20 protein-coding genes are annotated in these 24068 nt (G+C 69.7%); 10 read left to right on the top strand and 10 right to left on the bottom strand.

Translation table 11 applies throughout. The features are described 5' to 3' along the window. Nucleotides 1-32 precede the first annotated feature (32 nt). The 6 genes from ASF96_RS05060 (at nucleotide 33) to ASF96_RS05030 (ending at nucleotide 9844) form a co-directional block, all read left to right on the top strand. Nucleotides 33-473, top strand: a complete 441-nt coding sequence (locus ASF96_RS05060; protein ID WP_055936566.1) for a PTS sugar transporter subunit IIA — start codon at nucleotides 33-35, stop codon at nucleotides 471-473. After that, nucleotides 470-1621 (top strand): mannitol-1-phosphate 5-dehydrogenase, encoded by a 1152-nt coding sequence (locus tag ASF96_RS05055; RefSeq protein ID WP_055936564.1) that lies wholly within the window; start codon nucleotides 470-472, stop codon nucleotides 1619-1621. Before ASF96_RS05060 ends, ASF96_RS05055 begins: the two co-directional genes overlap by 4 nt. Before the next feature lie 42 nt (nucleotides 1622-1663). Next, entirely contained in the window at nucleotides 1664-2446 is a 783-nt protein-coding gene (locus ASF96_RS05050; protein WP_055936561.1) for an alpha/beta hydrolase, read from the top strand. A 546-nt stretch (nucleotides 2447-2992) separates the two neighbouring features. Beyond that, complete coding sequence (locus tag ASF96_RS05040; RefSeq protein WP_055936554.1) at nucleotides 2993-7192, top strand: DUF7933 domain-containing protein; 4200 nt, start codon at nucleotides 2993-2995, stop codon at nucleotides 7190-7192. Continuing rightward, the gene (locus ASF96_RS05035; RefSeq protein WP_235560531.1) at nucleotides 7189-8784 is read left to right on the top strand and encodes a SpaH/EbpB family LPXTG-anchored major pilin; all 1596 of its coding nucleotides are present in this window, start codon (nucleotides 7189-7191) and stop codon (nucleotides 8782-8784) included. The genes ASF96_RS05040 and ASF96_RS05035 overlap by 4 nt, the downstream gene beginning before the upstream one ends. A gap of 13 nt (nucleotides 8785-8797) precedes the next feature. Next, on the top strand, nucleotides 8798-9844 hold the full coding sequence (locus tag ASF96_RS05030) for a class C sortase (RefSeq protein ID WP_156458733.1): 1047 nt from the start codon (nucleotides 8798-8800) through the stop codon (nucleotides 9842-9844). On the opposite strand, the gene ASF96_RS05025 is transcribed toward ASF96_RS05030, so the two are convergent. The 9 genes from ASF96_RS05025 to ASF96_RS04985 all read right to left on the bottom strand — a co-directional run bounded on the left by ASF96_RS05025 (nucleotide 9819) and on the right by ASF96_RS04985 (nucleotide 19653). Further along, the gene (locus ASF96_RS05025; protein ID WP_055936551.1) at nucleotides 9819-10925 is read right to left on the bottom strand and encodes an adenosine deaminase; all 1107 of its coding nucleotides are present in this window, start codon (nucleotides 10923-10925) and stop codon (nucleotides 9819-9821) included. The genes ASF96_RS05030 and ASF96_RS05025 overlap by 26 nt on opposite strands. Nucleotides 10926-10951: 26 nt before the next feature. Next, entirely contained in the window at nucleotides 10952-12244 is a 1293-nt protein-coding gene (locus tag ASF96_RS05020; RefSeq protein ID WP_055936548.1) for a thymidine phosphorylase, read from the bottom strand. Further along, nucleotides 12241-12642 carry a cytidine deaminase gene (locus ASF96_RS05015; protein ID WP_055834370.1) on the bottom strand — a complete coding sequence of 134 codons (402 nt, stop codon included), beginning with the start codon at nucleotides 12640-12642 and terminating at the stop codon, nucleotides 12241-12243. The genes ASF96_RS05020 and ASF96_RS05015 overlap by 4 nt, the downstream gene beginning before the upstream one ends. 42 nt (nucleotides 12643-12684) lie before the next feature. After that, nucleotides 12685-13983, bottom strand: coding sequence for an ABC transporter permease (locus ASF96_RS05010; RefSeq protein ID WP_082509293.1), 1299 nt, complete (start codon nucleotides 13981-13983; stop codon nucleotides 12685-12687). Further along, complete coding sequence (locus tag ASF96_RS05005) at nucleotides 13980-15344, bottom strand: ABC transporter permease (RefSeq protein ID WP_200934068.1); 1365 nt, start codon at nucleotides 15342-15344, stop codon at nucleotides 13980-13982. Before ASF96_RS05005 ends, ASF96_RS05010 begins: the two co-directional genes overlap by 4 nt. Continuing rightward, nucleotides 15341-16861, bottom strand: coding sequence for an ABC transporter ATP-binding protein (locus tag ASF96_RS05000; RefSeq protein WP_055936545.1), 1521 nt, complete (start codon nucleotides 16859-16861; stop codon nucleotides 15341-15343). Before ASF96_RS05000 ends, ASF96_RS05005 begins: the two co-directional genes overlap by 4 nt. Before the next feature lie 167 nt (nucleotides 16862-17028). Next, entirely contained in the window at nucleotides 17029-18129 is a 1101-nt protein-coding gene (locus tag ASF96_RS04995) for a BMP family lipoprotein (RefSeq protein WP_235560530.1), read from the bottom strand. Between the two features lie 238 nt (nucleotides 18130-18367). Further along, nucleotides 18368-19081 (bottom strand): hypothetical protein, encoded by a 714-nt coding sequence (locus ASF96_RS04990; RefSeq protein WP_055936542.1) that lies wholly within the window; start codon nucleotides 19079-19081, stop codon nucleotides 18368-18370. An 11-nt stretch (nucleotides 19082-19092) separates the two neighbouring features. Further along, nucleotides 19093-19653: a hypothetical protein gene (locus tag ASF96_RS04985; protein ID WP_156458732.1), complete on the bottom strand. Its 561-nt coding sequence runs from the start codon at nucleotides 19651-19653 to the stop codon at nucleotides 19093-19095. Between the two features lie 49 nt (nucleotides 19654-19702). Between ASF96_RS04985 and ASF96_RS17500 the strand changes: the two genes are divergently transcribed. Beyond that, nucleotides 19703-19825 (top strand): hypothetical protein, encoded by a 123-nt coding sequence (locus ASF96_RS17500; RefSeq protein ID WP_268768478.1) that lies wholly within the window; start codon nucleotides 19703-19705, stop codon nucleotides 19823-19825. A gap of 113 nt (nucleotides 19826-19938) precedes the next feature. Here ASF96_RS17500 and ASF96_RS04980 read toward each other — a convergent pair whose 3' ends face one another. Further along, nucleotides 19939-21057, bottom strand: coding sequence for a mannose-1-phosphate guanylyltransferase (locus ASF96_RS04980; protein ID WP_055936536.1), 1119 nt, complete (start codon nucleotides 21055-21057; stop codon nucleotides 19939-19941). Nucleotides 21058-21298: 241 nt separating this feature from the next. Between ASF96_RS04980 and sdhC the strand changes: the two genes are divergently transcribed. Genes sdhC through sdhA form a run of 3 tightly spaced genes read left to right on the top strand, consistent with a single transcriptional unit; the run spans nucleotide 21299 to nucleotide 24067 of the window. Continuing rightward, entirely contained in the window at nucleotides 21299-21733 is a 435-nt protein-coding gene (gene sdhC / locus ASF96_RS04975) for a succinate dehydrogenase, cytochrome b556 subunit (RefSeq protein ID WP_082509292.1), read from the top strand. Further along, nucleotides 21733-22191, top strand: coding sequence for a succinate dehydrogenase hydrophobic membrane anchor subunit (locus tag ASF96_RS04970; RefSeq protein WP_055834361.1), 459 nt, complete (start codon nucleotides 21733-21735; stop codon nucleotides 22189-22191). The genes sdhC and ASF96_RS04970 overlap by 1 nt, the downstream gene beginning before the upstream one ends. A 46-nt stretch (nucleotides 22192-22237) precedes the next feature. Then, complete coding sequence (gene sdhA, locus ASF96_RS04965) at nucleotides 22238-24067, top strand: succinate dehydrogenase flavoprotein subunit (protein ID WP_055936534.1); 1830 nt, start codon at nucleotides 22238-22240, stop codon at nucleotides 24065-24067. The last annotated feature ends 1 nt before the right edge of the window (nucleotide 24068 follow it).

Raw genomic sequence — 24068 nt, 5'->3', positions numbered from 1 at the left:
GGCTGGACAGCACGACGAGAAAGGCGAGAACCATGTCACACGACGTCCTCCGCATCGAATCCGTCCGCATCCACCCCGGGAGCGCCACCCGCGAGGAGGCGATGAAAGAGGCGGCCGACCTGCTGCAGGCCACGGGCTCGGTCACGGGTGAGTACTTCGCCGCCATGCAAGCCCGCGAAGAGACCGTCTCGACCTACATGGGCAATGAGCTCGCCATCCCCCACGGCACCAACGAGACCAAGCAGGCCATCCTCGAGTCCGGCCTGTCGGTCGTGCGCTACGACGGCGGCGTCGACTGGGGCGGAGAGCCCGTCAGCTTCGTCATCGGCATCGCCGGCAAGGGCGACGAGCACCTCGAGATCCTGTCGCAGATCGCCATCCTCTTCTCCGAGGACGATGACGTCGCGCGTCTGAAGGCGGCCTCCTCGCCCGAGGAGCTCTTCGAGGCCCTGTCCGGGTCCGTCAACGCATGAAGGCCGTCCACTTCGGCGCGGGCAACATCGGTCGCGGCTTCGTCGGACTGCTGCTGCACGAGGGCGGCTACGAGCTCGTCTTCTCCGACGTCTCGGCGGCTCTGGTCGCGGCCATCAACGACGTCTCGTCGTACACCGTCCACGAGGTGGGAGACGGCGGCGTCGACAAGACGGTCACCGGTTTCCGTGCCATCGACAGCTCGGTGGATGCCGAGTCCCTCGTCGACGAGATCGCCACGGCCGACGTGGTCACCACCGCCGTCGGTCCCACCATCCTGAAGTTCGTGGCCCCGCACATCGTCGCGGGGCTCGCGCTGCGCGACCCCTCGCTCGCCCCGCTGCAGATCATGGCGTGCGAGAACGCGATCGGCGCGACCGACCAGCTGCGCGAGCACATCGTCGAGCTGGCCGGCGAATCGTGGGACGCCCTGGCCGCCCGCGCGGTGTTCGCCAACACGGCGGTCGACCGCATCGTTCCCGCCCAGGCGCAGGGCGGTGTCGACGTCACCGTCGAGCCGTTCTACGAGTGGGCGATCGAGCGCGGGCCCTTCGGCGACACCCCTCCGCACATCCCCGGTGCGCACTTCGTCGACGACCTCGAGCCCTACATCGAGCGCAAGCTCTTCACGGTGAACACGGGCCACGCCACGACGGCGTACTTCGGCGCGCGCGCCGGCATCGACCGCATCTCCGACGCGCTGGCGGACCCTGCGATCTCGGCACGGGTCGAGGCCGCGCTGGAAGAGACCAGCGCCCTGCTGGTCCAGAAGCACGAGCTCGACCCCGACGTGCAGGGCGAGTACCGCGCGACGATCCTGCGCCGCTTCCGCAACGCGGCGCTTCCCGACACCGTCTGGCGGGTGGGTCGCCAGCCGCTGCGCAAGCTCTCGCGGCACGAGCGCTTCGTCGGGCCCGCCGCCGAGGCGATCGAGCGGGGGCTCCCGGTCGACGCGCTGGTCGCGGCCATGTCCGCCGCCCTCGACTTCTCGGATACCGAGGACACCCAGGCCGTCGACCTGCAGCGTCTGCTGCGCGAGCTCGACGCCGAGGCCTTCACGGCAGAGGTGACGGGGCTCACTCCCGAGCACCCGCTGCACGCCCGGATCGTCGAGATCGTCGCCGCACGGCAGGCAGCCCTGGCCGCGTGACAACCCCGGTCTCCTCACGACACGCAGCGTTACGCTCGTGAGGTGACCGACACCACCCCGTCCGACGCCGGCGGAGCGCCCCGAGCGCCCCGCCGGCGTCGTCGTGTTCTGCGCTGGGCCCTCGGCGGCATCGGCGCTCTCGTGGTGCTGCTGATCGCCGGGATCCTGATCTACACCCAGGTCGGCGTCATGGGCGCCGAGCCCGGCCCCCTCGCCGAGGCCGAGGCGGACCCCGCGCTGACGATCACCGACGACGGCGCGGGGATCGTGCTCTCGCCCACCGCCGGCGCCACGGGCCAGGGGCTGGTCTTCATCCCGGGCGCCAAGGTCGAGGCCGAGGGATACATCGCCACGTTCGCCGACACCGTCGTCGACGACGGCATCACCGTCGTCATCACCCGGCCGTGGCTGAACCTCGCGTTCTTCGACCCGCGGCCGCTGTCGACCTTCACCGACCTCGCCCCGGGGGTGTCGACCTGGGCGGTCGGCGGCCATTCCCTCGGCGGTGTCCGCGCCTGTCAGCTGGCACCCGACGCCGACGCACTCGTGCTCTTCGCCTCGTACTGCGCGAACGACCTCACGGCATCCGGACTCCCCGTCCTCAGCCTCTCGGGATCGGAAGACGGTCTGAGCACCCCGCAGAAGATCGCGGATGCCGAGAAGGAGCTCCCCGCGAACGCCACGTTCGTCGAGATCCCCGGCGCATCGCACGCCTCGTTCGGCGCGTACGGCCCCCAGCCGGGCGATGGCACGCCCACGGCTGATCCCGCCGACGTCGACCGGGTGATCGCCGAGCAGCTGGCCGGCTTCCTTCCTCGGCCCTGAGCTGACCTCGCGCTGCCCGGCGCAGGACGGGCGCGGCCCGCGGGGCGACGACGGCCGACCTCGGCGGGGCGGCGGTCCGGTGCCCCGGCCCGCGATCACCCCGTCGTGAGCTGAGCCCGTGCGCAAGACGTCTCGCGCACGGGCTCAGCCGGGTGACGCGTCCCCTCACCGACCCCCGTAGTCGCCTCGGTAGTAACCCCGTAGTCGGTCTGTTCCCGACCGCTCAGCGGATTCGTAGCATCGGTCGTACGGGTCCTCGCGAGGCAGATGAGGCGGACGAGACCCCGATCGTCCCGTCCCCCCGGATCGCCGCGACCCCCCGGTCGGTGATTCGCGACCCCGCGGCGCTGAGCGTCGCGCAAGAGGCCCATGCATCACTCGCGTCCCCCCGGCGCGCGCCGCCCGCGCGCGCTCGTCGCTTCCGCGGCGGCGACGCTGGCGGTCATGGCGGTGCTGGTGGGGTCGGGTGTCGCTCCGGCGAGCGCGCTCCCCCTTCCGCCGTCCCCCACGGGGAACCCGAGTGAGCCGACCGTCGCCCCATCACCGATGCCGAGCCCGAGCGACGCCCCCGGCACGCCGTCGCCCGCGGCGAGCCCGAGCGCGTCGGCGACGATCGCAGCCCCCACGCCCGGCGCCGACCGCCCCCTTCCCTCACCGGCCCCCGACGACGACGACACCGTCGACGTCCCGTCGACGCCCTCCCCGGACGGCGGCGAAACTCCCGACCCGCCCGCCGAATCCTCACCCGGCGACGAGGCCGACCCGCCCGGCGACGCCGACTCGACCCCCGGCCCCGAGGCGCGCGACGGCGCCGACACCGGCATGCCGGCGCAGCGCGCTCCGCCGAGCGCACGCATCGACGCCCTCGCGGCGGGGGTTCCCGAGGCACCCGCCACGGTGTGGACCGAGAGCTTCGAACAGGGCCTGACTCCGACCACGCTCACCTCCATCACCGGCTACGCCACCGGGCGCTTCACCGCCTCGACCGGCTGGGCGAGTGGCTCCACCTGCACCGGCGTGGTGCTGGCGTACGCCGCCCCCTACCCGAACGCGCAGGTCTGCCCCAACCAGGGCATCGTCTCGAACTCGTCGCTCTCCGCCCGCGAAGTCCGTCGCCTGGCCGACGTCCTCGGCCAGCTCGGCGCGGGCGTCGCCGGATCGACCGCCGCCGGCACCCCGGCCAGCGGCTCCACCGACGCGACCCGCGGCAACCACGCCGTGGTGGCCCTCCCCTACACCACCGTCGCCGGGGGCACGACGCTCGCCCAGAGCACCGCCGGCATCGGCGTGAGCGCGACCGCATCCCGCTACTACACCGTGCGGTTCGACGCCGCCGCCGCCGCGTGCTCGGCGAACACGCCCGCGCTGTCGGCGGGACTCTTCTCGGGAACGACGACGCTGCTCAGCGCCTTCCCCACCGCCGTGAACCCGTGCGCGGCGACCGGCCCCGTGTTCTACACCTCGACGCCCGTGCTCGCCCCGGGCGGCTCGATCGGCGGCATCCTCGATCCCACCATCAGCACCTCCGCCCGCGCCACGACCTACACGGGCACGGCGGCGGCGCTGCTCACGCCCGCACAGATCTCCGCCGCCCAGGTGCGCCTGACGAACACGACGACCGGCGCCGGCAGCGCTTTCGGCATCGACAATCTGCGCGTGCTCGATGCCACCCCCCGTCTCGACCTGTCGTTCTCGCCCGCCAGAGTCGCCGTCGGCTCGACCTCGACGCTCACCTACACCGTCACCAACACCTCCGAGGGCGCGTCGAAGAACGACTGGTCGTTCACCAACACCCTTCCCGCCGGGCTCACCGTCGCCCCGACACCGGCGATCGGCGGCACCTGCACGCAGGTCACCGGTACGGCCTTCGTCGTCACCGCCCTCGCCGGGGGCTCGAGCATCGCCGCCGTCGGCGGCGACCTCCCCGCCGGAAGCGCGAACACCTCGTGCACGATCACGGTGAACGTCGTGGCATCCGTCGAGGGCACGTACACGAACGGCCCCGGCAACGTCGTCACCCCGCTCATCGCCACCGAGGCGACGACGCTCGCCGTCACCCCCGCCACTCGCCTCACCCTGCGCAAGAACCTGCCCGCGCGCGGCGCCTCGACCGATCAGTTCACCCTCTCGATCCGCACCTCCGCGGCCACACTGGCCACGACGACGACGACCGGCAACAGCTCCGGCGTGCAGTCGGCGCAGATCTCGCGCCTGATCGTGAACCCCGGCGGCACCTACACGATCAGTGAATCGCCCACCTCGGGAACGGGACTCGGCTACGCCGCCTCGTACGACTGCACCCGCGACGGCACGGTCGTGGCCACCGGCACGTCCCGCTCGGGGACCATCAGGATGCCGGATGACGCGGGCGCCGAGATCGTCTGCACCTTCACGAACACCCTGCAGCAGACGCGCCTGGCCTGCGACAGCGGGTTGTTCTACGGCCTGACCGTCACGGGCGCACTCGTGCAGGGCGACATCGTCGGCGGAGGCCAGACGACCGTCGGCACCTGGCCGAACGTCGCGGCCGCGAACTCGCTCGGCATCTCCGCGGGCGGAACCACCGCGTACGCCCTGAACCGCTCCACCGACGGCGCGAACGTGCTGTCGATCCTCAAGTGGACGCCGAGCGGAGGCTTCGAGACCCTCGCGGGCACCGCGTACACGACCGCCGGGCCCGGGGGCACCGCCGTCGCCGGCAGCATCGTCACCGGCGCCGTCGACCTCTCCACCGGCCGGTACCTCTTCGGCAAGTTCACCAACGGCGCGTTCCACCTGTGGAGCTTCACCGAGTCGGCGCCGACCGCGTCGCGGTTCGCCTACCTCGGCTCCTTCTCGGCGGGCACCGCCCCCAACGGCAACGGGGACATGGCCTTCGACTCCCGCGGCAACCTCTACGTGCTGGGCGCGGCGACCGTCAACAACGCCAGCAGCGCCGCCATCTTCACCGTCACGACCGAGACCCTGGCCGCGGCCAGCGGCGGCACGCTCGCCGTGAACACCTCCAACACCCGCGCGCTCGTCGGCATCGACCCCACCCCGGCACCGGCCTTCGGCAGCGTCACGGGACTCGCCTTCTCGCCGCGCGGCACCGTCTACCTCGCCAGTAGCACCAGCGCCTACGAGTTCGACCCCACGTCGTGGACGCGCATCGCCGGGTCGCCGCGCCTCGACATCGCCGCCAGCGACCTGGCCAGCTGCACCGGTCCCGGGAGCGTCATCGTGCAGAAGAACGTCGTCGGACGCGCCGCGGCCGCCGATCAGTTCCAGCTCTCGCTGTCCGACGCCAGCGGCGCGGTGGGCACCGCCGTCACCCCGGGCGCCGCCACCGGGCGTCAATCGGCCCAGGTCGGCCCGTTCCCCGTGCAGGTGGGCACGACCCTGACGGTCTCCGAGACCATGGCGGCGGGCTCGACCTCGACCATCGGGGCGTATACCATCCGCGTGGAGTGCTGGAGCGACGGCATCCGGATCACGAGCGCGAGCTCCGCGAGCGCCGACGTCACCATGCCCGAGCGCTTCGGCGCGAGCGTCGTGTGCACGTTCTTCAACTCCCCCAGCCCCGTCGCGACGGTGACTCTCACCGCACGCGTGCTCGATCCGGCCACGGGGCAGACCACCCCGGTCGCCGGGTGGAGCCTGGGCACCGCGGCCGCGGCCACCGCAGGAACCGCCACCGCGCTCCCCAGCGAAGCACCGCGCCAGAACTCGGATCCCTCCGGCAACGCCGTGTGGAGCGTCCTCTTCGGCTCGGCGGCGTCCCGCGCCACGCTGACGATCTCCGAGGTGTTGCAGACCCGGTTCACTTTCGTCAGCGGAGCGTGCACCGTCAACGGCACGGCGGTCGCCGTCACGTTCACCACCGCGGGCGGCGTGGTCAGCGGCACCCTGCCCAACGTCGCTCCGTCCGCGATCGTCGCGTGCACGCTCATCACGCAGCCGGTCACCTCTCTCACCCTGGTGAAGTCCGTGTCGTTCGGCGCGGCCGCGGCGACGGACTGGACGCTCACCGCCGCCGCATCGACCGGTTCGCTGCCCGGCCCCACCGGACGCACCGGAACGGCCGCCACGACGAACGTGCCCGTCAGCCCCGGCCGCGCGTACCGCCTCTCGGAAGCCGGAACCACCGCCACCTATCTGCAGGTGGGGGCCTGGCGTTGCATCGAATCGACGGGAACCGTCGTCGCGGTGTCGACGGCCGGCGACGTCACTCTGCGAACGGGAGCCGCGGTCACCTGCACGGTCACCAACGCGACGGCGACCCTGACGGTGCTGAAGGACGTGCTCACCCCCAGCACCGGCTTCGTCCCGGCCACGTGGACGGTGACGGCGACCCCCGCGGTGCTGGCCGGGGCGTCCCTGCCGACGCAGAGTCGCGTGGGTGCGGCGTACGACGCCGTCGGCGGGAACGCCGCGAGCACCTTCGAGGTGCGCCCGGGCCACGGCTACACGCTGTCGGAGGCGCCGACGGTCGCGGGAACCCGCCTGGCGTACCAGACGCTGCGCCTCGAGCGCCTAGACGGAGCGACCTGGACCACGGTGGCGAGCCGGAGCATCACCGCGCCCGCCGCGGGACAGAGCGCCGTGTACCGGTTCGTCAACGCGCCCGTGACCGGCCCCGGCCTGCCGATGACGGGCGGTCTCGGCGCCGACACCTTCCTCCTCTCCGGAGGTCTCCTGCTCGCCCTGACCGTCGGGGGCGCCGTGATCCACCGCAGACGCAAGGGAGGAAGCCTTCCGCTATGACCTCTCCCGTCGGGCGACACCGCCGACTGCACGACTTCTCGATTCCCACCCTTCACCACCTTCCGAAAGGCACGCACATGTCCATCCGAAAGAGAGCAGGCGCCGTTCTGAGCGTCCTCGCGCTCGGAGCCCTCACCGTCGTCGGTGCCGTCGCACCGGCATCGGCCGTGACACTCCCGGGCAACATCGACTCCACCGTCACCCGCACCCTGACGCTGCACAAGCACGCGCTGGGGCCGTCGACGCCGCTGAACCCGACGTCGACGGGTCAGGAGCTGGCGAACCCGCCCGCCGACCCCCTCTCCGGCGCGCAGTTCACCGCCACCCTCGTGTCGGGCGTCGACCTGACCACCTCCGCGGGGTGGTCCCAGGCCGCCACGCTGACGCCGGCGCAGGCCGCTCAGCGCCCCAACACGGTCAGCTTCGTCTCGTCGTTGTCGAACACCGCCGGTCTCGCGACGTTCGCCCCCGACCCCGCGCTTTACCCGGACGGACTGCCCATCGGCGTCTACCTCATCACCGAGACGCAACTGCCGGCCACCGCCACCAACCCGGCCGCCCCGTTCCTGGTGACGCTGCCCACGCCGACCGGCGCGGCCGGATCCCCGGCCAACCAGTGGATCTACGACGTCCACGTCTACCCCAAGAACGCCGTCACTCAGCTGACGAAGACGCGCGTTCCGGCACCCGCCGGGTCGGTCGAGCAGCGCAACCCCGACCTGATCCGCTGGGCCGTCGCCTCGTCGATCCCGACGCTCGCCGCCGGTGACGCCATCGACGTGTTCACGCTCACCGACAACCTGCCGTCCGAGCTGACCTACCTGACGGCGGCCACCGTCCCGGCCGGGGTCACCCCGTCGAACGTCGTGGTCACCAACGCCGCCGGTGTCGCGCAGACCTTCACCGAGACCACCGACTACACCGTCGCCAACACCGCCGGGGCTCTCACGATGACCTTCACGCCCGCCGGACGCACCCGCCTCGCCGGACTCCCCGGCGGCACCGTGACGTTCAACGTGCTGACCAGGGCCACCTCCATCCCGGCCAGCGGCGTCATCGTCAACACCGCGACGGCGAACATCAACGGCAGCACCGAGTCGGTCACCGGCAGCACGCCGATCGGCCAGCTCACGGTGTCGGCGTACACGACCTCGAACGGCGCGCGCGTCCCGCTCGCCGGCGCGACGTACCAGGTGTTCCTCACGGAGCAGGATGCCATCAACGGCGCCAATCCGATCGTGATCAACGGCGAGACGAACTGGCTGACCCTGGCCAACGGCAACGTGCTCATCCCGATCATCACACCGGGCAACTACTGGGTGCGCGAGATCACGGCGCCCACCGGCTACCAGCTGCCGTCGCCCGACCGCATTCTGACCGCCGTGGTGCCCGGCCCGACCTCGACCACCGCTCCCGTGCGCAACTACCTCGAGTTCGCCCACAACCAGGTGCCCGCGTTCGCCCTGCCCATCACGGGTGGCGACGGCGGCCTCTGGTTCGGCGTCGGCGGGGCGGCCCTGCTGACGGTCATGGTGGGCTCGGCGTTGGTCGTCGCTCGCCGGCGTGCCCGCGCGGCCCAGGCTCCGGCCTGAGGACGGTCGATCGGTGAGCGGGGGGACGACGCAGCGGCCGGGCGCTGCGGCCTCGTCCCCCTCGCCGGAGGGGAGCCCCGATGCGCGGGACTCCCCTCCACCCGCGCGACGTGACCGCCGACGCCCGCGCTGGCGGCTCTCGATCGTCTCGCTGCTTCTGGCGGTGGGGGCGCTGGCGGGCGTCTGCCTGCTGATGTACCCCACCGTCGCCGGCTGGTTCGCCCAGTACGCCCAATCCCAGATCATCGACGGCTACTCGGATCAGATCCGCGACCTCGGCGCCGATACGCTCGCCGACCGACTCGACGCGGCACGGGAGTACAACACGCGGCTCGTCGACGGCGGCGCCGAGATCGCCGCGAACGAGCGGCTCCCGCTGGCGAACTCCGCCGATCAGCAGACCGACTACGCCGAGCAACTTCGCTCCGATCAATCGGGGCTCATGGCACGGGTGAAGATCCCCTCGATCGACGTCGACCTCCCGGTGTACCACGGCACCAGCGAGCAGGTCCTCTACGAGGGCGTGGGGCACCTCGAGGGCACCGCTCTGCCGGTGGGCGGCGAGACCACCCATTCGGTGCTCACCGCGCATCGCGGGCTCGCCACCGCGGAACTGTTCACGCACTTGGATCGGGTCGCCCTCGACGACACCGTCACGATCGAGGTGTTCGGCGAGGTCCTGGTGTACCGCGTCGTGCAGACCCTCGTCGTCGAACCCGAAGACACCGAGTCGCTGGTCCCCGTGGTGGGGCGCGATCTCGTCACCCTCGTGACGTGCACCCCGCTGGGCGTGAACAGCCACCGCATCCTCGTCACGGGTGAACGTGTCATCCCGACCCCGCAGGGCGCCCTCGACGGCGCAGGAACCCGCCCCGAGATCCCCACGTTCCCGTGGTGGATCGTCGTGCTCGCGGGGTCCGTGCTCGCCGCCGCCGCGTACGTGTGGGGGGCCGGTCGTCCCCCGCGGGCGCCTCGGAACGGGCCCGGGAACGACGACGGGCGCACGCCGGCATCGACGCGCGCCCGAGGTCGGGTCAGGCCTGGAAGCCCTCCGAGATGATCTCGATGAGCTCTTCGCGCTCCTCCACCGGCAGGAATGCGCCGGCGGCGGCGTTGAGCTGGAACGCCTCGAGGTCACCCAGGTCGTAGTCGAACGCCTGGGCCAGCAGCCCCAGCTCACGGGTGAGCGTCGTCGCGCTCATGAGGCGGTTGTCGACGTTCACCGTCACCGAGAAGTCGAGCTGGTACAGCAGGTCGAACGGGTGGGCGTCCATCGTGTCGCCCCAGGCCGTCACGGCGCCGCTCTGCAGGTTCGAGGTCGGCGACAGTTCCAGCGTGATCTCGCGGTCGCGCACCCAGCGCGCCAGGTCGCCGAAGGTGACCTGCACCTCTTCGCCCTCGCGCGAGACGACGTCGAGGTCGTTGGCGATGCGCACACCGTGGCCGAGGCGCAGGGCGCGTCCGTCGAGGAGTGCGGAACGAATGGATGCCAGACCCGCCCCCTCACCGGCGTGCACCGTGGTGGGGAAGAACTGCTCGGCCAGATAGTCGAACGCCTCGCGGTGACGCGACGGCAGGAAGCCGTCTTCCGGGCCGGCGATGTCGAAGCCGACGACGCCGCGACCGCGCCACGAGACGGCGAGTTCGGCGATGTCGCGGGAATTGTCGTTGTGGCGCAGCGCCGTGAGCAGCTGACCCACGCGGATGTCCTGTCCGCGGGCGTCGGCGGCGTCTTCCCCCGCTTCGATGCCCTCCTGCACCGCATCCACGACGTCGTCGAGGCTGAGACCGCGGGTGAGGTGCTGTTCCGGCGCCCACCGCACCTCGCCGTAGACGACGCCGTCGGCGGCGAGATCCTCGACGAACTCCTTCGCCGTGCGCACGAGACCCTCGCGGGTCTGCATCACCCCGACCGTCGCCGAGAACTTCTCGAGGTAGTCCTCGAGCGATCCGCCGTCGATGTGGTCCGAGAACCAGGCCTCGAGGCCCTTCGCGTCGTCGGCGGGGAGGTCGAGGTCGATCTCATCGGCCAGCTCGAGGACGGTCTGCGGGCGCAGTCCCCCGTCGAGGTGATCGTGCAGCGACACCTTGGGCAGGCTCTGCACCTTCACACCCCCGATGCGGACGTCGTCGGTGGCCATGGTGCTGCTCCTTCGGTCGGATGCCATCACGCGGTGATGCGCTCGCGCACGAGCGGGGATGCCGCAGGCGCCGTGTCGCCGATCTCCCACGCTCCATCGACCGAGGCGAGTGCCCGCTCGAAGCGGGCCCCGTCGTCCGCCGACAGCGTGAACAGGGGCTGGCCGGCCGTGATCGGCTGGCCGACGGTGACGTGCAGGTCGATGCCCGCGGCGTGCACGACCGCGTCTTCGGCACGGGCGCGACCGGCGCCCAGGCGCCAGGCGCCGACTCCGAACGGCAACGCCTCGATGCGCGTGACGATGCCCGAGCGGTCGGCGACGACCGTGTGGGTCTCGCGCGGCGTGGGCAGGGCGGCATCCGGATCGCCGTCCTGCGCGCGGATCATGCGCTTCCAGACGTCCATCGCGCGGCCGTCGTTCAACGCCGCCTCGACGTCGGCATCGGGCTGGCCGGCGAGCGTCAGCATCTCGCGGGCGAGCGAGACCGTGAGCTCCACGACGTCGGCGGGGCCGCCGCCGGCGAGCACCTCGACCGATTCGCGCACCTCGTTGGCGTTGCCGATGGCGAGGCCGAGCGGGGTGTTCATGTCGGTGAGGAGCGCGGTGGTGTTGACGCCGGAATCGGTGCCCAGGGCCACCATGGTGCGGGCCAGCTCGCGTGCGCGGTCGATGTCCTGCATGAAGGCGCCGGAGCCGAACTTCACGTCGAGCACGAGCGAGTCGGTGCCCTCGGCGATCTTCTTCGACATGATGCTCGACGCGATCAGCGGGATCGCCTCGACCGTTCCGGTGACGTCGCGGAGGGCGTAGAGCTTCTTGTCGGCCGGGGCGAGCCCGGTGCCCGCGGCGCAGATGACCGCGCCGACGTCGGCGAGCTGCGCCATGATCTCGTCGTTCGACAGCGCTGCGCGCCAGCCGGGGATCGACTCGAGCTTGTCGAGCGTGCCGCCGGTGTGCCCGAGGCCGCGACCCGAGAGCTGCGGCACGGCGACGCCGAACGCGGCCACGAGGGGCGCCAGCGGAAGCGTGATCTTGTCGCCGACCCCGCCGGTGGAGTGCTTGTCGACCGTCGGCTTGCCGAGCGACGAGAAGTCCATGCGCTCGCCCGAGGCGATCATGGCGTCGGTCATCACGCGGATCTCGTCGCGTTCCATCCCCCGCAGCAGCACGGCCATGGCGAACGAGGCCATCTGCGCGTCGGAGACGTAGCCCTTGGTGTAGTGCTCGATGAGCCAGCGAAGGGCCGACTCCGAGATCGTGCCGCCGTCGCGCTTGGTGCGGATGACTTCGACCGCGTCGTGCGGGTGAACGGTGGTCATCGTGCCGCCTCCTCGAGCTCGCGGGGCCCGAAGGCGTCGGGCAGCACTTCGTCGATCGTGCGGATGCCGCTGACGGTCTCGAGCAGCATCCCGGGGATGGCGTGCTCGAACAGCAGCTGGCGGCAGCGACCGCACGGCATGAGCGTGCGGCCCTCGCCGTCGACGCACACGAACGCGACGAGCTGGCCGCCACCGCTCATGTGCAGTTCGGAGACGAGCCCGCACTCGGCGCACAGCGTCACCCCGTACGAGGCGTTCTCGACGTTGCATCCCGAGACGATGCGGCCGTCGGCGACGAGCGCCGCGGCGCCCACCTTGAAGCGGGAGTAGGGCGCGTAGGCGCGGTGCATGGCGTCGGTCGCGGCGGAGCGCAACTCATCCCAGTCGATGTCGGTCATCGTGGAGTGCAGGGTCCTCTCGTGAAGGCGAAGTGGGCGGGTTCAGCCCTTGATATATGGTTTGCCGGCGGCCGCGGGGCCGCGGACCTTCCCGACGAGACCGGCGACGGCGAAGATCGTCACGACGTACGGCAGCATCAGCATGAACTCGCTCGGCACGGGCGACCCGATGACGCCGAGGGTGTTCTGCAGGTTCGAGGCGAAGCCGAACAGCAGGGCTGCGAGCGTCGCGCGGATCGGGTCCCACTGGCCGAAGATGACCGCCGCCAGAGCGATGTAACCGGCACCGGCCGTCATCTCTTTGTTGAAGGCTCCGACCGAACCGAGCGTGAAGAACGCGCCACCGACGCCCGCGATCGCGCCGCCCAGCGCCACGTTCCAGAAGCGGGTCTTGGCGATGTTGATGCCCACCGTGTCGGCGGCTTGCGGGTGCTCGCCGACCGCGCGCAGACGCAGACCCCAGCGCGTGTGGAACAGGCCCACGTACACCAGCGCCACCGTGACGTACATCAGGTACACGATGATCGTCTGGTTGAACAGCATGGGCCCGATAAGGGGGATGTCGGCGAGGAACGGGATCGGCAGGCGCGGGAAGCGCGGCGGCGCGTTCAGCGTCGCGGCGTTCGGGGCGAGCAGCTGGGAGAAGAGGAAGCTCGTCAGCCCCACCACGAGCACGTTCAAGACGACACCGACGATCACCTGGTCGACGAAGTACTTGATCGCGAACGCCGCGAGCACGAACGACACGAGCACGCCCGAGACGCCGGCCGCGAGCAGCCCGATGAACGGGTTTCCGGTCGCGGTGGCGACGATCGCCGAGGTGAACGCCCCCGCGAGGAGCTGGCCCTCGATCGCGATGTTCACCACGCCCACGCGCTCGCTCAAGACACCGGCCATCGCCCCGAAGATCAGCGGGACCGACAGGCTGAGGCCACCGGCGAGCAGGCCGGTCAACGGGATCACCGAGGTGGTGGCTCCGGCGGCGGCCCAGGTGAGGAAGCCGACCATGAAGACCAGCGCGAAGATGACGGCCAGCCACAGCGGCGGCCGGCGGTGCGCGCGCACCAGCAGGACGCTGGCGACGGTGACGAGCGCGAGCAGGACGGTGCAGACGGCGCCGGTGACGACCCCTCCGAGCACCACCTCGGGCAGTTGCAGGAACTCCCCCGGGCTCGAGATGCGGAACACCGCGTCGCCGTCCTGGCGGGCCACGACGAAGAGCACCGCGGCGAGCACGGTGATGACGCCGTAGACGATCGGCGCCTTCCAGCTGAGGACGACGGCCGTGTCGAGCGCCTCCGGCTGTGGTGACACCCCGTGGTGCTGTGCGGTGGTGCTCACTTGACCGCCTCCTTCTTCTTGGCGGCGCGGGTCTTCGACGCGCGCGCACCGGGCGCGGGCAGACGGAAGATGGCGCGCACGAGCGGGGGTGCGGCGATGAACAGCACGATGAGGGACTGCACGACGAGCACGATGTCGATCGGCACACCGTTCGCGGCCTGCATGGCGAAGCCGCCGGCCTTGAACGCGCCGAACAGGATGCCGGCGACCAGCACGCCGACCGGAGTGGATCGGCCCAGCAGGGCCACCGTGATGGCGTCGAACCCGATGCCGGCGTCGATACCGCTCGAGAAGCCCGTCGTCACGGTGCCGAGCACCTGGTCCACGCCGGCGAGGCCGATGAGGCCGCCGGAGATCAGCATCGCGACCACGTACATCGACTTGACGTTGATGCCGGCCACGCGCGCGGCGTTCGGGTTGAGCCCGACCGCGCGGAAACGGAAGCCCAGCGACGAGCGCTCGAGGATCCACCACACCAGGACGACGGCGGCGAGGGAGAGCAGGAACCCGAAGTGCAGGTTGTACGCGGGGCCGAACAGGTCGGGGAAGACCGCGGTCTCTTTCATCGCCGGCGTGGTGGGGTTGCTGGATCCCGGAGCCTGCAGTAAGCCGGGGGTGCGCAGCAGGTAGTAGACGAGGTAGAACGCGACGTAGTTGAGCATGATCGTGACGATCACCTCGTGCGCTCCGGTGCGGGCCTTCAGGAGCCCCGCGATTCCCGCCCACAGGGCACCCGCCACGACGCCCGCGACGAGCGCGACGAGCGCGTGCAGGCCCCAGGGGAGGTCGAAGGCGAACGCGACATAGCCGCCGGCCGCCGCGGCGACGAGCATCTGTCCGCGACCACCGATGTTGAACATGCCGACGCGGAACGCGAGCGCGACGCCGAGGCCCGCGGCGATGAGCGGCGTCGCGAAGGTGAGGGTCTCGGTCAGAGGACGGATCCCGGTCGCGAACTCGGGGCGGCGGAAGTTGTAGATCGCGCCCTGGAAGAACGACGCGTAGGCACCCGACACGGACTGCCAGATCGCGACGAGGGTGTCGCCCGGGCGCGCGAAGAAGTAGACCGCTGACGCCTGGACGTTCTCGTCGGTCGCCGCGATCATCACCGCTCCGACGAGGAGGGCGAGGATGACGGCGAGGACCGAGATGATGGCGTTGCCGGTGGCGACCTCGCGCAACGCGCGGCGCCAACGGTTCTCTTCGGTGGCGGGCTCGGGGGCGACCACGCGTGCGCCGGCGGCCGGGTCGACCTCGGCAGCGCCCTCGAGGGCAGCACCGGCGGAGGTCTGATCGGCGACCTCGGCGGCGCGGTCCGCGCGCGTGGCATTCGGGTCGTGCGGGCTATGCGGATCGCTCACGCCGCGACTCCTTCGTTCTGGGGTGTTTCGCCGGCCATCATCAGGCCCAGCACGTCGCGGGTGGTGTCGCCGGGCACGATGCCGACCACGCGGCCCCGATACATGACCATGATCCGATCAGCGAGCGCGGTCACCTCGTCGAGCTCGGTGGAGACGACGATCACCGGCACGCCCGTGTCGCGCGTCTCGATGATGCGCTTGTGGATGAACTCGATCGAGCCCACGTCGACACCGCGGGTGGGCTGTGCCGCCACGAACAGCCGCAGTTCGCGGCTGAGCTCGCGAGCGAGGACGACCTTCTGCTGGTTTCCGCCGGACAGCTTTCCGACGGGCGTCTCGATCGAGGGCGTGCGCACGTCGAACTCCGCCACCTTCTCGCGGGCGAAGCCCGCCAGCGTCGACAGCTGCAGCGCTCCCCCCTTGACGAAGGGGGCTCCGTCGGCACGATCGAGCATGAGGTTCTCGGCGATCGAGAACTCCCCCACGAGGCCGTCTTCTTTGCGGTCCTCGGGGACGAAGCCGACACCGGCATCGAGCACCGCGCGGACGGTCGAACCGGCGAGGTCTTTGCCGTCGAGCGTGATGGAGCCTTCGACCCGATCCTGCAGCCCGACGAGTGCCTCGGTGAGCTCGGTCTGGCCGTTGCCCTGCACGCCCGCGATGGCGAGGACCTCGCCGCGGCGCACCTCGAAGCTCACGTCGTTGACGACGACCTGTCCGATCGCGTCGACCACGGTCAGGCCCTTCACCGACAGCCCGACGTCGCCGAGAGTGGGCGCGTCCTTCTGCACGGTGAGCTCGACCGCGCGGCCGACCATGAGCGAGGCGAGTTCGGCGTTGGAGGCGGTGGGTTCGGCCTCGCCGACCACCTTGCCCAGGCGGACGACGGTGATGCGGTCCGCGACCTCGCGGACCTCACGCAGCTTGTGGGTGATGAAGACGATCGAGGTGCCCGCGGCCTTGAGCTGCCGCATGATCGACATGAGTTCGTCGGTTTCTTGCGGCGTGAGCACGGCGGTGGGCTCATCGAACACGAGCACCTTCGCGTCGCGCGAGAGCGCCTTGACGATCTCGACGCGCTGCTGCACGCCGACCGGCAGGTCGTCGACGAGAGCATCGGGATCGACGTCGAACCCGAAGCGGTCGGAGATTTCCTTCACCTTGGCGCGCGCGGCCGCGATGTCGAGGCGACCGCCGGCTTTCGTCGGCTCGTGCCCGAGCATGACGTTCTCGGCCACGGTGAAGACGGGGACGAGCATGAAGTGCTGGTGCACCATGCCGATGCCGGCGCGCATCGCGTCGCCGGGGCCGGAGAAGTGCTGGACGGCGTCGTCGAGCAGGATCTCTCCGCCGTCGGCCTGGTAGAGGCCGTAGAGGACGTTCATCAGAGTGGACTTGCCGGCGCCGTTCTCACCGAGCAGGCAGTGGATCTCTCCGGCCTCGACAGTGAGGTCGATGTGGTCGTTCGCCACGAGGGACCCGAAGGTTTTCGTGATCCCGCGGAGTTCGAGCTTCATGTTCCCGATCCTAAGTTCTGTGGCACCGGACGCGGGAGGCGTCTGGGAGGAGGCCGCGCCTCGTGTGCACCGGCTTCCCGGGGGGGGTGTGCGCGGTCGAGGGGACGCCCTCGACCATAAGGGAGGGGAGGCCGGCGGACGCCGGCCTCCCCTGGAGAATGGTTCTCTCAGCCGGCGAGGTAGGACTCGACGGTGATGTCGCCGCTGATAATCCCGGCCTTCAGCTCGTCAATCTTCGACGTGAGCTCGGCGGGGACGCGGTCGGCCCAGTCGTGGTACGGGGCCAGGCCCACGCCGTCGTTCTCGAGCGTGCCGACGAAGGGCGAAGTGTCGAACGTCCCTTGCCCCGCTGCGGTGATGGCGTCCTCGACGCCGACATCGATGCCCTTGCGGACCGAGGTCAGCAGGATCTTCTGCACGTCGGGGTTGGTGTCGGTTTCGTAGACGTCCGCGTCGACTCCGATCAGGGCGATGTCGCGGCCGGAGTCGAGGATTGCCACCGCACCTGACTGATAGGCGGGGCCGGCCACGGGCATGAGTACGTCGACGTTCTGGTCGATGATCGCCTGGGCGGTCTGACGCGCGGCGTCATTGGCCTCGAAGCCACCGGTGAAGGACCCGTCCTTGGCTGCGCGGTCCCAGCCCACGACGCGCACACTTGCGCCGTTGTCGGCGTTGTACTTCTCGACGCCCTGCGCGAAGCCGTCCATGAAGATGGTGACGGTGGGGATGTTCAAGCCACCGAATGTGCCGACCACACCAGTCTTCGACGTCCCGGCGGCGAGGTAGCCGGCGAGGTAGGCCGCCTGCGCGGTGTCGAAAATGATGGGCTTGATGTTCGGGGCGTCGGTCTTGCCGTCGAAGTCCTGGTCGACGGTGTCATCGATCGAGACGTACTGGAGGTCGGGGTTGGCCGTGGCCGACTCCAGAGCAGCGGGAGCGAGGAGGAAGCCGACGGTGACGATGGTGTCGCAACTCTGATCGACCAGGCTCTGCAGGTTGGACGCGAAGTCCGTCTCCGACTGGGACTGCACCTCAATGGGCTTCGCCGAGCCGAGGGCGGCGGCGGCGGCGTCGAGACCTTGCTTTCCGAGCTGGTTGAACGACTTGTCGTCGAATCCGCCCGAGTCCGAGACCATACAGGGAAGGTAATCGCTGGCTCCGGCGCTGGCACCGGTGCTCTCGGGTGCGGCGCCGCAACCGGCGAGCAGCGCTGTCACGCCGATCATGGCGAGGCCGCTGATGACGGCCTTCTTCGTGGTTTTCACGAATGGTCCTCCAAGACGGATGCCCCCAACGGGTTCGGGGGACGATCCCGTCACGTTACCCACTGTGACGCCGTGCTTGCGCACCGGTAGCCGCCGCGAGGCCCAATGGTTACAAAGACGCAATCTCACGTGATGCGGCCGCCGCACACCGGCCGACATGGCGGGACTGGATGCCGAAACAAATGGCATCCAGTCCCACGAAGGTGTCAGCGCGAAAACCGGGCTGACCTTCTCTGCATCACCAGGCTCCACCCTGGCTCGCGGATTGCGTTGATGCGTTGAACTGCAGCCACGCCGTCGAACTCGGGAAATCCAGCGTCTGCACATTGAACCGCAATTGAATTGCATCATCGTTGGGCTGCGTGAATTCCTGATTCGACGCATTGCCCCCCACGACACTCACGGACGGAGTGTGCCAATTCCAGACACTCGATCCACCCGACCACACGGAATAGCTCGTGTAGAAAGATGCGCCGATCGTCATGCTGGAGTTGTAGACGTAGCAGTCCTGCCCGTAACTCACGCCCGCGCTCGATCCGAGCGTGCAGCCGTAGTAGCTGGCCTGAGTTGAGAGCCCGTCCGATTCGGTTGCCTCTTTGGGGATCTGCACATCACTGCCGCGGACCGATCCGTCCGCGAACGTCGAGACGGTGCGCTCGAACCCGTCGACCTGCTCTGTCCGCACGGACACCGGTTCCGCTCCGGAATCGGAGTCGAGCACTTCACCGCGCTCCACCCGCTCCAGGAGGGCTTGCGCCGTGTCGTCGTCGACGCCCCATCGGACGGCGTTGTCGAGGAACCACTTCGCGTCCTCCGCGCTGACGGTCGAGGAGTCGGTCGAGGGCGCCTCCTGAGCGGCGTACGCTGGGGCGCCGCCCCAGAACATCGTCGTCGCCAGCGCGAGAGCGGCGAGACCCGTAACACGCGTCTTCATTGTCGTCTTCGTGTTCATGTCAGCGCTCCTCAGTAGTTCGCGTACGTGCTCACGCCGGACGACGTCGCGAGCAGTTTCAGGTATCGCGACGTCGTCGCGTACGGGTTGTCGGCTTGCCAGCTGTACTGCACCCAGGTGGAGCCGGGCGCGGTCGACTCGCTGAAAGTGCCGCCCGACACTCCCCCGGCGAGGTCGTAATTGACCCATGCGTCTCGCACGTCGTAGATGGATTGGTCGTTCGCCCACACGGAGTAACTCGCGCGGAACTGGGCACTCGCGGCCCCTGTCTCCTCCTTGACGAGGCAGTTCGTGCCGTACGCCACACCCGCGCTCGTGCCGCTCGTCGCACACTCCGTCACCGACATGGCGCTCAACTGCCCCTCGACCGGGGCCGCCGCGATACCGGAGGCCACGAACGAGCCGTCCTCGAAGGACTGGACCGTATACGGGAAACCGTCGACGACGCGTTCCTCGACCGTGACCGGGTCGGACGCGCCGTCGGAGTCCCAGGCGATCCCCGCCTGGAAATCGCGCACCAGCGAGTCGGCCTGGGCCGGCGACGCTCCGAAATCGACGAACTTGTCGGTCATGAATTGAACCTGGTCCGACGTCAACTGGTGCGACGACGATTCGTCGACCGTGGCCGCACCGGCCATGCTCGGCACGACAATGACCGAAGCCAGTCCTACGCATCCGGCGATGATTGCCGAACGAATTCGTGAATTCTTCATGCTCACCCTTCCTGATGAATTAGTTCCCTAATCCACACTAGGTCGGTGAGCGAATATGCCAAGTGAGAATACTCTCATTCGGAATTCACGCGGTAATCATGCTCCGATTGCATCGATGCGGCGGGGGCGCAACCTCCGAACTGGTCAGAGCACGTCGCCGCGGCCCGTGAGCTTGAGGGCGTCGACGACGCCCTTCACCCGCTGCGCGTTCTCGCTGGTGGTGACCAGGAGGGCGTCGGGGGTGTCCACGACGACGATGTCACGCACGCCGATGAGGCTGATCACGCGCTTGGTCTGCGACACGACGATGCCGCTCGAGGCGTCGGAGAGCACGCGGGCGTCTTCTCCGAGGATGGCGAGCTCGTTGCGGCCACCGTGCGAGTTGAGCTTGGACAGGCTGGCGAAGTCGCCCACGTCATCCCAGTCGAAGTGACCGGGGATCACGGCGAGGCGCCCCTTCTCGGCGGCCGGCTCGGCGACCGAGTAGTCGATGGCGATCTTCTTCAGGCTCGGCCACAGGCGGTCGACCGCGGGACCCCGGCGATCGCGGTCGTCCCAGGCGTCGGCGAGTTCGATCAACGACGCGTGCAGTTCGGGCTCGTTGACGGCGAGCTCCGCCAGCAGCACGTCGGCGCGGGTGATGAACATGCCGGCGTTCCAGAGGTACTCGCGGTCTTCGAAGTACTGCTTCGCCGTGTCGAGGTCGGGCTTCTCGACGAAGCGCTCCACCATGTAGGCCTCGGGGGCGCCGTCGACGATGAGCTCGCCGGCCTGCTTGATGTAGCCGAAGCCCACCGAGGCCTCGCTGGGCTGGATGCCGATGGTGCAGATGTACCCCTCGCGCGCGACGGCGACGGCCTGGCGCACGGCGAACTCGAACTGCCGGGTTTGGCGGATGACGTGGTCGGCGGCGAACGATCCGATGATGACGTCGGGTTCGCGGCGCACGAGGATCGCCGCGGCCAGGCCGATGGCGGCCGACGAGTCGCGGGGCTCCGACTCGAGGAACACATTGTGATCGGGGACGCCCGGGAGCTCCCGCTCGACGGCGGCGCGGTGGGCGCGGCCCGTCACGACGGCGATGCGGTCCTCGCCGGCGAGCGGCGCGAGCCGGTCCCACGTGTCACGCAGCAGCGTCTGCCCCGACCCGGTGAGGTCGTGCAGGAACTTGGGGGCGTCGGCGCGAGAGAGCGGCCAGAGGCGACTGCCGATGCCTCCGGCGGGGATCACGGCGTAGAAGTCTTCGATAGCGGGGTCAGCCATGGCCCCGACCCTAGCGGTCGCGGGCCCGCGCTCCCGCGAGGCGGTGCGCAGCGCCACCCGGGTGAGGTGGGCGCGTCTCGCCCGGGCGCGCGGCGCAGCACCGGAGATATCTCGACGTCGAGAGAGTGTTAGGCGCCCCTAATCCCCGCCGTTCATAGCCCGGACGTAGTATTCAATGGCGCCCGTGTGACGCTCGAGGCCTGTGTCGGCCTCACCTCGTGTTCGATCAGGGAGGACGACCGTGTCAGCACCAGCACGTGCCACGCCGTCAGTGAAAGCGACCACCTCGAAGAGGCCGCGCGGAACGCTGTACCGCGGCCGCGAAGGCATGTGGTCGTGGGTTCTGCACCGCATCACCGGTGTGGCGATCTTCTTCTTCCTGCTCGTGCACATCCTCGACACGGCGCTCATCCGCGTGTCCCCCGAGGCGTACGACGCGGTGATCGGCACGTACAAGAACCCCATCATGGGTCTCGGCGAGGTCGCCCTCGTCGGTGCGATCGCCTACCACGCCTTCAACGGCCTGCGCATCATCCTGGTCGACTTCTGGCCCTGGGCCACGCGCCACCAGCGTCAGCTGTGGTGGGGCGTGCTCGGCCTCTGGGTCGTCACGATGCTCGGCTTCACGCCGCGCCACCTGATCAACGTCTTCAGCGCCGTCACCGGGAGCCACTGATGTCCGTCGCCCAAGAAGCCGCCACGATCCCCGCTCCGCGCACGCCCAGTGTGCGCAAGAAGGGCGCCAACCTCGAGAAGTGGGGCTGGCTCTACATGCGCGCCTCCGGCGTGCTGTTGATCGTCCTGATCTTCGGCCACCTGTTCGTCAACCTCATGACGGGCGACGGCATCCACCAGATCGACTTCGCGTTCGTCGCGGGCAAGCTCGCCTCGCCGTTCTGGCAGTGGTGGGACGTCCTCATGCTGTGGCTGGCCCTCATCCACGGTGCCAACGGCATGCGCACGATCGTCAACGACTACGTCACCCACGCCACGGTCCGCAAGATCCTCGTGTGGTCGCTGTGGCTGTCGGCGGGCTTCCTGATCGTGCTCGGCACGCTCGTGGTCTTCACCTTCGACCCCTGCCTCGGCGTGACCGAGAGCAGCTCCCTGTGGGACGTGTGCCAGGCGGCGTGAGCCGACGGCATCCCTTCTTTCGACCGACAGCAGAGGTATTGCACACGTGAGCACTCAGAACACCGTGGACTCCACCGTCAAAGACGGTGTCCACTACCACCAGTTCGACGTCATCATCGTCGGCGCCGGCGGCGCAGGCATGCGCGCGGCGATCGAGGCCGGACCCGGTGCGAAGACCGCGGTCATCTCGAAGCTCTACCCCACCCGCTCCCACACGGGCGCAGCGCAGGGCGGCATGGCCGCAGCGCTGGCGAACGTCGAAGAGGACTCCTGGGAGTGGCACACCTTCGACACCATCAAGGGCGGCGACTACCTGGTCGACCAGGATGCCGCGGAGATCCTCGCCAAAGAGGCCATCGACGCCGTCATCGACCTCGAGAACATGGGCCTGCCGTTCAACCGCACGCCCGAGGGCAAGATCGACCAGCGGCGCTTCGGCGGCCACACCGCCGACCACGGCAAGACGCCCGTGCGCCGCGCCTGCTACGCGGCCGACCGCACCGGCCACATGATCCTCCAGACGCTGTTCCAGAACTGCGTCAAGCTCGGCATCAACTTCTTCAACGAGTTCTACGTGCTCGACCTGATCACGGTCAAGGACGCGGCGGGCGCGACCCAGGTCGCCGGCGTCGTCGCCTACGACCTCGCCACCGGCGAGCTGCACGTCTTCCAGTCCAAGGCCGTCGTCTTCGCCACCGGCGGTTTCGGCAAGATCTTCAAGACCACCTCCAACGCGCACACCCTCACCGGTGACGGCGTCGGCATCGTGTGGCGCAAGGGCCTGCCGCTCGAGGACATGGAGTTCTTCCAGTTCCACCCGACCGGCCTCGCCGGTCTCGGCATCCTTCTCACCGAGGGCGCCCGCGGCGAGGGAGCGATCCTGCGCAACGCCAGCGGTGAGCGCTTCATGGAGCGCTACGCCCCGACCATCAAGGACCTCGCGCCCCGCGACATCGTCGCGCGCTGCATGGTGCAGGAGGTCTCGGAGGGCCGCGGCGCGGGCCCCCACCGCGACTACGTGCTGCTCGACTGCACCCACCTGGGCGCCGAGGTGCTCGAGACCAAGCTCCCCGACATCACCGAGTTCGCCCGCACGTACCTGGGCGTCGACCCGGTCGTCGAGCCGGTCCCCGTCATGCCGACCGCGCACTACGCGATGGGCGGCATCCCGACCAACATCAAGGCCGAGGTGCTCGCCGACAACGACACCGTCGTGCCCGGCCTCTACGCCGCCGGCGAGTGCGCCTGCGTCTCGGTGCACGGCTCGAACCGCCTCGGCACCAACTCGCTGCTCGACATCAACGTGTTCGGCAAGCGCGCCGGACGCAACGCGGTCGAGTACGTCAAGACGGCCGACTTCGTGCCCCTGCCCGAAGACCCCGCCGCCGAGGTGCGCGGACTCATCGAGGGGCTCCGCAACAACAGCGGGACCGAGCGCATCGCCGTCCTGCGCAAGACGCTGCAGGACGAGATGGACAAGGGCGCGCAGGTGTTCCGCACCCACGACTCGCTCTCGAAGGTGCTCGACGTGATCGCCGACCTGCGCGAGCGCTACAAGAACATCCACGTCGACGACAAGGGCAAGCGCTTCAACACCGACCTGCTCGAAGCGGTCGAGTTGGGCTTCCTGCTCGACCTCGCCGAGGTCGTCGTCTACTCGGCGCAGAACCGCGAAGAGAGCCGTGGCGGTCACATGCGCGACGACTTCCCCACGCGCGACGACGAGAAGTACATGCAGCACACCATGGCGTACCTGTCGGGCGACCCCCACTCGTCGCACCCGGCCGATCACATCGAGCTGGGCTGGAAGCCCGTGGTGTTCACCAAGAACGAGGCGGGCGAGTTGCGTTACCCGCCGCTTGAGAGGAAGTACTGAG

The organism is Microbacterium sp. Leaf179 (genome assembly GCF_001423785.1).
Taxonomy (GTDB): Bacteria; Actinomycetota; Actinomycetes; order Actinomycetales; family Microbacteriaceae; genus Microbacterium.
Note: the sequence above shows the minus strand (reverse complement) of the source record. Positions and strands in the feature narration are given on the sequence as shown.